Here is a 1,216-nt window from a genome sequence, read left to right on the forward strand (position 1 = left end):
GTGGTGACCATCTAGACCAGCCGGCGCCGCTGGCGTCAGCGAGGATCAACCCTTCGGACGCGGCTCGATGATCAGCCATTTGATGATGGCCATGGCCGGCAGAACCCAGAGAAAGCCGCTGAGCAGGAAGAACAGGAGATGCGCCGTAGGCCCGTATTCGGCGAGCCTGGTGACCGCGACCGCGGAGGCGATCAGCGCATAGATGATGACCAGCGCCACAAGCAGGATGGTTCCGATCAGCTTTTTCAGGCGAATGGGCATGTCGCGGTCTCGTTGACCCGTCTCGCTTAGGCTGAATGGCGTGCGCACGCAACCACCGCGGCCCGGCGCGACGGCGTGCCGCGCTGTCCAGCCTTGCCACGGCGCGAGCCTTGGTCCACCACTCCAGCGTTTCAACTGCCGGAAAACGTCCATGGCTGCAATCACCGCCACGGCCCCCTATGCCGCACGCGACCGAGACCTCCATAACCGCGCTTTGGTGCGCGGCTGGCTCTACGTCGTGGTGTTCGTGCTGTTCGCGCTGGTTCTGGTCGGTGGTTCCACGCGTCTCACCGGCTCGGGCCTGTCGATCACCGAGTGGCAGCCGATCCATGGCGTCATCCCGCCGCTCAACGACGCCGAATGGCAGGAAGAGTTCCAGCGCTACCAGCAGATCCCGCAATATACCGAGATCAACAAGGGCATGAGCCTCGAGGACTTCAAGTCGATCTTCTGGTGGGAGTGGGCGCACCGCATCCTGGCGCGCAGCGTCGGCGTGGTCTTCGCCCTGCCGCTGCTGTTCTTCTGGGCAACGCGCCGCATCGAGCGCGGCCTTGGGTTGAAGCTCATCGGCATCCTGGCGCTCGGCGGACTGCAAGGCGCCATCGGCTGGTGGATGGTGGCTTCCGGCCTTGTCGACCGCGTTTCGGTCAGCCAGTACCGCCTGGCGACGCATCTGACGCTTGCCGCGCTGATCTTCACCGCCACGATGGCGGTCGCGCGAGGCCTGGCGCCGCATTCGGAGCCTGCCGCCGACCGCTCGACACAGCGGCTCGCCGGCTTCATCGTGTTCCTGACGCTAATCCAGATCTATCTCGGCGGATTGGTCGCTGGCCTTCACGCCGGTCTTTCCTACAACACATGGCCGCTGATGGACGGAAAGGTGATCCCCTCCGATCTGCTTCTCCTGAAGCCCGCCTGGCTGAACTTCTTTGAGAATCCGAAGACGGTGCAGTTC

At 64.1% G+C, this 1,216-nt stretch carries 2 protein-coding genes; one reads left to right on the plus strand and one right to left on the minus strand.

What is annotated here, in order from left to right; translation table 11 throughout:
- Window positions 1-45 precede the first annotated feature (45 nt).
- Entirely contained in the window at window positions 46-261 is a 216-nt protein-coding gene (locus EOA27_RS37155) for a DUF2842 domain-containing protein (RefSeq protein WP_042643947.1), read from the minus strand.
- Between the two features lie 151 nt (window positions 262-412).
- On the opposite strand from EOA27_RS37155, the gene EOA27_RS37160 reads away from it, so the two are divergent.
- Window positions 413-1,216, plus strand: an 804-nt coding sequence (locus tag EOA27_RS37160; RefSeq protein ID WP_145970853.1) for a COX15/CtaA family protein, incomplete at its 3' end; no start/stop codon positions are given.

The organism is Mesorhizobium sp. M2A.F.Ca.ET.037.01.1.1 (assembly GCF_003998075.1).
Classification (GTDB): domain Bacteria; phylum Pseudomonadota; class Alphaproteobacteria; order Rhizobiales; family Rhizobiaceae; genus Mesorhizobium.